This is a genomic window from Zoogloea sp. (genome assembly GCF_028689785.1).
Classification (GTDB): Bacteria; Pseudomonadota; Gammaproteobacteria; order Burkholderiales; family Rhodocyclaceae; genus Zoogloea.
Genome location: NZ_JAQVCN010000105.1, coordinates 1 through 7,259, shown reverse-complemented (window position 1 = coordinate 7,259; position 7,259 = coordinate 1). Strand labels below are relative to the sequence as shown.

The window sequence follows — 7,259 nt, the reverse complement described above, 5'->3', positions numbered from 1 at the left end:
TGGGTCGTGGAGTGCAACCACGGCTGCATGGACAAGGCATCAGCTTCAAAACTCAGTAGCAAATGGCATGAGACCGGACCGATCGATCCGGTGAAGGCCATCCTGATCATGAACGAACAGGAGTAAGCTGCCATGCTGTCCGTTGCCGGAATTGGAAGCCCCGGGCCGGTTCAGCCGACCTCGGACGCTGGGCACAGTGGTCACACCGTTTCGGCAAGTGGCACTTCTTCCTTTGCCGGCGCTCTTTCACAGGTCATGAGCAGAACGACCAGTACGGCCCTGTCGGGGACGTCCAGTCCCGCATCCAGTACGAGTGGCGCACAGAGTTCGGCACAACGCGATACACGGCTCTCTTTGGGGGATGTCTTTCAACCCCGTCACATCCCATTGGTGGGATCAGGGCACCCAAGCCATGATTTTCAGCAACTCGCCTTGGGCTTGAGGGCCTATCGTCAGCAAATCATCGCATCCAACATCGCCAACGCCGATACCCCCGGCTACAAGGCCGTCGACATCGATTTCCAGAACGCGCTACGCAGCGCCCAAGCGGCGGCGAATGTGCCTCCTGTATCCCTGACCACGACCTCAGCGGGGCACTTGCCAGGACAAAGCACCGGCAACGCGCCTCCCATCCCCCTGAAATATCATGTCCCCAGCCAAGGCAGTGTCGATGGGAACACCGTGGAAATGGATGTCGAGCGGGCCAAGTTTGCGGAGAACACGCTGATGCTCAAGTTCTCAATGGACCGGGTGAGTGGGCACTTCAAGCATGAAATCGAAATGCTCCAGAACCTGAAGTGAAAAGCTGGCATGAGCCGTCCGCTACCAGAGAACTCCCGTCAGTTACGCTGGATGCTGGCCATCAGGCTTGGGTTGGCTGCGACCGTTGTTGCGCTGGCTGCCGGTGGCGCCGCTTTTGTCGTTGAAACCTACCGGGTAGAACAGGCTGCACTGGAGCAGGCCACTCGCAGCGCCCGCCATTTCGCCACGCCTGCGATGCAGGTGATCCTTAGCGCGGGCCGGCCTGACGACCATGACGAACTGGAGCGCTTGCTGGACAAGAGTCGCTTTGTCGGGCTGCAGGTCTTTGATCGTGACGGCAGCCCGGCTTACGAGAACTGGGGGAGTAGCACCGCTTCGCTGATAGATGTGCTTCGTGCCCAAACCTTGAAACGTCCTGAAGGGCATCAGGTCCATCGCACCTGGATCGAAGTGGGTTCCGAGCATCTGATGCACGTCGTTGTTCCGATCTCTGGTAGCGATGACCGTCTTGTCGGATATGTGAGGACCGTCAGCCGACTTGATGCTGAAACTGTCCAGGCGCAGCGGGATCAGGTTCGCACGGGGGCGCTTACCGCTATCGGCGCCGTGGTGGCGACAGCGTTTGTCCTGTATCCCCTCATGCTGGCCCTGCTGCGGCGCTCAACGGACTTGTCTCGTTCCTTGCTGGACTCCAACCTGTCGCTGATCCGCTCCCTGGGAAACGCTGTGGCCAAGAGAGATTCCGGTACCGACGCCCACAACTACCGGGTCACGCTCTACGCAATTGGTTTGGCTGAAGCACTGGGGGTCTCGGCGGAAGATATCTCGCACCTGGTTGCCGGTGCCTTTCTGCACGACGTCGGCAAGATCGGGATTCCCGACCGTATCCTCCTGAAGGGGGGCTCCCTGACGCCCACCGAACTCCAGGTCATGCAGACGCATCCGGTCCTCGGCACGGAGATCGTCACGGACAATCCCTGGTTGCAGGGCGCTGCCGTGATCATCCGGCACCACCACGAACGTTTGGACGGAAAAGGTTACCCCGATGGTTTGCGCGGTGAGGAAATTCCCTTGATCGCCCGCGTCTTCGCCGTCGTAGACGTGTTCGATGCGCTCACTTCCGAGCGCGCCTACAAGTCGCCGATGGGGCTCGACGAGGCCATGCAGATCATCCTGCGCGAATCCGGAAGTCACTTTGATCCGCTCATCGCGACCGCGTTCATGGATATCGCCCCTGCGTTGTATGCCACGATCACGCGGGCAGACCCGAACGAACTACGCCAACGTCTCCATGAGGCGTTGTCGCTCTACTTCAAGCTGGGGATCTTGCCGCCGGTTGTGTAGCTCACTCCAGGCGCAGGACGTGGTCGGTCGGTGCGAGCCCCGTCGAGCCTTCGGTTGGTGATACCCTGATCGACTACGTGTTCTACTTTCCATCTGCATGTCTGAAACCACCCGTCTCTTGATTGATCGCTGGAAGCAAGACCCGAATGGAACCTACCAGTCCTGGTTCTTGTGGCCCGAACGACTGAAGAACTTCCGCTCGATCCGGCGAGGAATCGGCCAGGTCATCAAGGAGATCGACGAAGGCAACTTCGGCAACGTCTATCAAGGATCGTCCCTCCAAACGGTTGTGGCCTCGATTGCCGAGCAGCGTCAGATCTTCAAGGGAGCCGATCATGCGTTCCTGTGGAAGCCCAAACTGCGGATCCCGGATATTTACGAAGACCGGGACAATCAACGCGCCTTCGGAAGGTTGCTGCACGCGTGCGACTGCTGCACCAAGGAGGCCGACGTGCTCCAGGCAATCCGGACGCTCGAAGCGAAGGGCATCAAGGGCCTGGGGCCAGCCGCTGCCAACCTCCTTTACTTCATTCACCCCACAATCGTTGTGCCGTTCAATACGGCCATCGTCAAAGGCTACAACGCGCTGACCGGCGCTGCGGTCAAGCTTGGGCGCTGGGATCATTACCTTGCTATGCGGCAGGGACTCATCGAGTTCAACCAGCGCCACCGGGATCTTCTGTCCAATGATCTGGGTGCGGTTGCCGGGTTCATGTTCGACCTGGGCATGGAGCGCTACCCGTTACCCCCTGCCGAGGGGGATGCCAAGGCGACCGATGCCTGGGCCAAGGATCTGGCTGCAGTTCGGGAGGAAACCACCGCCTTTGCCAAGCAACTCGACAAGAATCGGGTTTTTGACGAGGGGCACACCGAAGTGCAAGGATGGCTGAGAGACCTGGGGCTGTCCCTGGGGTTCTCAGTGTGGATTGCCAGCAACGACCAGAGTCGACCCTATGGCGGAGGGCGTCTCGCAGATGGGTGTCTCACGGTCTTACCCCCGGCTTTGCAAAGCGAAGGGGCTGACGCGGTGAGGCTCATCGATGTGATCTGGCTGGAACGAGAATCCGGCGCGGTGGTGGCGGCATTCGAGGTCGAACATACGACCTCGATCTACTCCGGCATCGTCCGGCTGCTGGATCTGGCTTTGTCCGGCGGTGCGGCCCAGCGTCATCATCTGTTCCTGGTCGCCCCCGATGAACGGGAGGCCGATGTCCGGCAACAGGTACTGAGGCCGGCCTTCTCACAGGTGAGGGAGCTCAACATCCGCTACCTGCCGTACGGAGAGCTACGTCAGCACCGGGAGGCCATCGCCCGGTTCGGAGCTGGTATCAAGCCTGTGGAAGCCATCGCCAGAATGTTCTAAGTTCGCGTCGATACGCGCACGGGATTCGTAATCATCAACCAGTCCTGTGAGCCCCCAAGCCGCTTCAGCGAACATTGGGGGCTCCGCCATGCCTCATGTACGAACGGGACAACTAGCTGCCGTCACCATGTCGTAGTAGCGAGTCCAGCCGCATGACCTCATCGCCATGCATGATGATCTTCCGGCCATCCTTGGTTTCCATGACGGTTTCTTTCTTCATGCGAGTTGCACGGCCGTATTTGTCTTCCATGGCCATTTTCCCGTCTTTGAAGATATAGACCGTCGAGCCATCTTTGAGCTCGATGACCTCTTTTGCCGCGGCACGCGCCTGATCAGAAGCGAATGCGCCCGTTGTACCTATGACGCTCAGCGCGACCACGACTAACATTTTCTTCAGCATTTCTCTCTCCTTCAGGTTGTGTGCAGGTGGTCCTGCACTTGTATGATGGACGGTGGCTCCTTACGGGAGCCAAACCGCCCGATGACAGTTGTGTCAGCAGCTCGTTATGTTGTCGGACCAGCTTTGTTGCGGGATGAGACGCGGCAGCTGGCAGTCGCAACTGAATGCCAGGGCTTGAGTCAGAGGCACGAATTACGCTCGCATCGAATCCACAAGTGACTTTCGTCGGAGCTACTTGCCCTTGGTGGCTTCGTAGATGGCGTGTCCTCCCACACCTTCTTCGTGGTTGTCCTTATCCCGGTCCAGGGTCTTTTCGGCTTCGCGCTTTCTGGCCTGGCTTTCCTTTGTCGCCGGCGGCATCTTCTTGACTTCGTGGATGGCGTGACCACCAACCCCCTCCAGGTGGTTATCCTTCTCCCGATCCCAGTTTTTCTGCAGATCGCGCTCCTTCTTCACATCGGCAGCGGTGGGCTTGCCTTGCTTTTGCAGTTCGTTGAGGGTGTGTCCGCCGACGCCTTCAATGTGATTGTCCTTGTCGTTGAGATCTGCATGGGCAGCGCCCGCAGCGATTAGCAGCGCGGCAAATACGGTGGAAATGAGTTTCATGATTTTCTCCTTCGGTTCGGTCGTGAGTGAGCCTGCAGTTAAAGCATGCGCTACCGACCCTTACGCGACCCGAACATGGGGGTGACAATTGCGTCACTTGTATGTCAGAAACAGGAGCCTCATCCAGACTCCCAGAAGGAGATCGCTCCACCATTGCCCGAATCGCAAAGTGAAAAAAATGTGCTCCGGCACCGTTGACCTTCCCATGATGGCAAGGTCTAGCCTGCTCCTGTCACCTCAACAGGAGTTGCATCATGAGTTCTTCCACTATCGCGCTGCCGCGCCGGGCGCTGTCGATCGACATTGCGGGCATGACCTGTAGCAGTTGCGCTGCCCGGGTGGAAAAAGTGCTGGGTCGCCTGCCCGGCATTTCCAAGGCCACCGTCAGTTTCTCTACCGAATCGGCGTTGCTGGAGTCCGATTCGGTGGTTGACTTGACGGCCGTGCGCCAGGCGATCGAGAAGGCGGGTTTCCATGTCCCAGAGGAAAGCCGGGTTTTGGCGATCACGGGGATGACGTGCAGCAGTTGCGCCGCACGGGTGGAGAAGGTTCTGAGCGGCGTGAGCGGTGTCGTGCGTGCCACCGTCAACCTCGCAACCGAACAGGCGCATGTCACGCTGGCCCGCGGCGTACCTGTCGCTGTCTTGATCGAGGCCGTCCAGAAGGCGGGCTACGACGCGGCATCGGTGACGGAGGATTCTCGTGCCGATACCGCATCAGCCCGCCATGGTGCCGAATGGTGGCCAGTCGCGGTTGCGGCGACCCTGTCCCTTCCACTCGTGATTCCAATGCTGGCCGATCTCTTTGGCGCACATTGGATGCTGCCTGGCTGGATGCAGTTGTTATTGGCGACCCCTGTTCAGTTCTGGCTGGGGAGGCGTTTCTACCGTGCAGGCTGGAAGGCACTACGGGCCGGTAGCGGGAACATGGATCTCCTGGTGGCCCTTGGAACGACTGCAGCCTACGGACTCAGCGCCTACCTGCTGGCAAAGTCGACCAGCGGTGAAATGCCTCACCTGTACTTTGAAGCTTCAGCCGTGGTGATCACGCTGGTATTGCTGGGCAAGTGGCTTGAAGCCAGGGCCAAGCGGCAAACCACCGAAGCGATCCGCGCGCTCCAGGCACTGCGGCCCACCGTTGCCCGCATTCGTACTGGTGACGGCGACCAGGAGATCGCCATCGATGCGGTCCGTGTGGGCGATGTGCTTGTCGTGAAGCCCGGCGAGCGGGTACCGGTGGATGGCCAGATCGTGGAGGGGTGCAGCCATCTGGACGAATCCATGTTGACCGGTGAAAGCCTGCCGGTCCCGAAACAGCCCGGAGATCGCGTCAGCGGCGGCGCGATCAACGCTGACGGTTTGCTGCTCGTGCAGACGACGGCTGTCGGTACGGAAACCACTTTGGCCCGGATCATCCGGCTGGTCGAGAGTGCCCAGTCGGCCAAGGCCCCCATTCAGCGCCTGGTGGACCGGGTGAGTGCGGTGTTTGTCCCGGTGGTCATGCTCATCGCGCTGCTGACCTTTGTTGGGTGGTGGGCTTACGGCGGTGATGTCGAGACCGCGATCATCAACGCCGTCGCGGTGCTCGTGATTGCCTGTCCGTGTGCATTGGGGCTTGCCACGCCCACGGCGATCATGGCGGGTACGGGGGTTGCCGCTCGACACGGCATTCTGGTGAAGGACGCAGAGGCGCTGGAAGTGGCGCACAAGGTGACGGCCGTCGTCTTCGACAAGACCGGCACCCTGACGGAAGGCAAGCCCCAGGTCGTGGCCTTCGAATCCGGCAGCGGTGATGCCCGGCAGCTCCTCAGCCTCGCGGCCAGTCTTCAGTTGGGTAGCGAGCATCCCTTGGCGCGAGCCGTGGGCCAGGCTGCCCAGGACGCCGGACTGAGCCCGATCAGTGCCCGGTTCGTTCAGGCCTTACCCGGACGCGGACTGGCCGGCGAAATAGAGGGCACGCGCTACGTGCTTGGCAATGCCCGATTGATGCAGGAACGCGGCTTCACGATGGCCCCTCTCGCTGACACCGCAATGCACCTCCAAGCCGAAGGGCGGACCGTATCCTGGTTGGCATCGGAAGGTGCCCCGGCGGTGCTGGGCTTGATTGCCTTTGGCGACCGGCTGAAGCCAGAAGCACGGGGGAGTATCGATCGCCTCAAGCAGATGGGCATCAAGACTGCTCTGATTACAGGCGACAGTCGTGGAGCTGCGCATGGCGTGGCAACAGAGCTTGGAATCGATCAGTGTCTGGCCGAAGTGCTGCCAGGGGACAAAGCCGCCGCGATCGAAACGTTGAAACAGGAAGGGCATGTCGTTGCCATGGTGGGTGATGGTATCAACGATGCACCGGCCCTGGTTGCCTCCGACATCGGCATCGCCATGGGAACCGGAACGGACGTGGCCATGCACGCGGCGGGGGTGACCTTGATGCGTGGCGATCTGGCTCTGGTCGCTTCGACCATCGACATCTCCCGCCGGACCTACGCCAAAATGCGGCAGAACCTGTTCTGGGCTTGTGTCTACAACGTCGTGGGTATTCCCCTGGCGGCTGCGGGACTGCTGAACCCGATCATCGCAGGTGCCGCCATGGCATTCTCAAGCGTCAGCGTGGTGTCGAACGCCTTGCTGCTTCGGCGCTGGCGCCCCGTCAGAATTGGATGGGGTCGCCTCAGAAAACGGAAAATAAAGCACGTTAAGGCAAAACGGCTCCGCCGTTGGGCATCAATACGGCTTTGTCATTGACGCGCTGTCGCGCATTCCTGGCAGAACACAACAGCAGGATCGG

Annotated in this window: 6 protein-coding genes; 4 read left to right on the top strand and 2 right to left on the bottom strand. The window is 60.2% G+C overall.

What is annotated here, in order from left to right; all coding sequences use genetic code 11:
• Window positions 1–132 precede the first annotated feature (132 nt).
• The 3 genes from flgB (at window position 133) to PHI64_RS22965 (ending at window position 3,469) form a co-directional block, all read left to right on the top strand.
• Window positions 133–801 (top strand): flagellar basal body rod protein FlgB, encoded by a 669-nt coding sequence (flgB, locus tag PHI64_RS22975; protein ID WP_299888558.1) that lies wholly within the window; start codon window positions 133–135, stop codon window positions 799–801.
• A 9-nt stretch (window positions 802–810) separates the two neighbouring features.
• Window positions 811–2,106, top strand: a complete 1,296-nt coding sequence (locus PHI64_RS22970) for an HD domain-containing phosphohydrolase (protein ID WP_299888555.1) — start codon at window positions 811–813, stop codon at window positions 2,104–2,106.
• Between the two features lie 97 nt (window positions 2,107–2,203).
• The gene (locus tag PHI64_RS22965) at window positions 2,204–3,469 is read left to right on the top strand and encodes a type II restriction endonuclease (RefSeq protein WP_299888552.1); all 1,266 of its coding nucleotides are present in this window, start codon (window positions 2,204–2,206) and stop codon (window positions 3,467–3,469) included.
• Between the two features lie 112 nt (window positions 3,470–3,581).
• Here PHI64_RS22965 and copK read toward each other — a convergent pair whose 3' ends face one another.
• Together copK and PHI64_RS22955 are read right to left on the bottom strand one after the other, a co-directional pair.
• On the bottom strand, window positions 3,582–3,869 hold the full coding sequence (gene copK, locus PHI64_RS22960; RefSeq protein ID WP_299888549.1) for a periplasmic Cu(I)/Cu(II)-binding protein CopK: 288 nt from the start codon (window positions 3,867–3,869) through the stop codon (window positions 3,582–3,584).
• 231 nt (window positions 3,870–4,100) lie between these two features.
• Window positions 4,101–4,475: a hypothetical protein gene (locus PHI64_RS22955; protein ID WP_299888546.1), complete on the bottom strand. Its 375-nt coding sequence runs from the start codon at window positions 4,473–4,475 to the stop codon at window positions 4,101–4,103.
• A gap of 254 nt (window positions 4,476–4,729) precedes the next feature.
• On the opposite strand from PHI64_RS22955, the gene PHI64_RS22950 reads away from it, so the two are divergent.
• Entirely contained in the window at window positions 4,730–7,216 is a 2,487-nt protein-coding gene (locus tag PHI64_RS22950) for a heavy metal translocating P-type ATPase (protein WP_299888543.1), read from the top strand.
• Window positions 7,217–7,259: the final 43 nt, after the last annotated feature.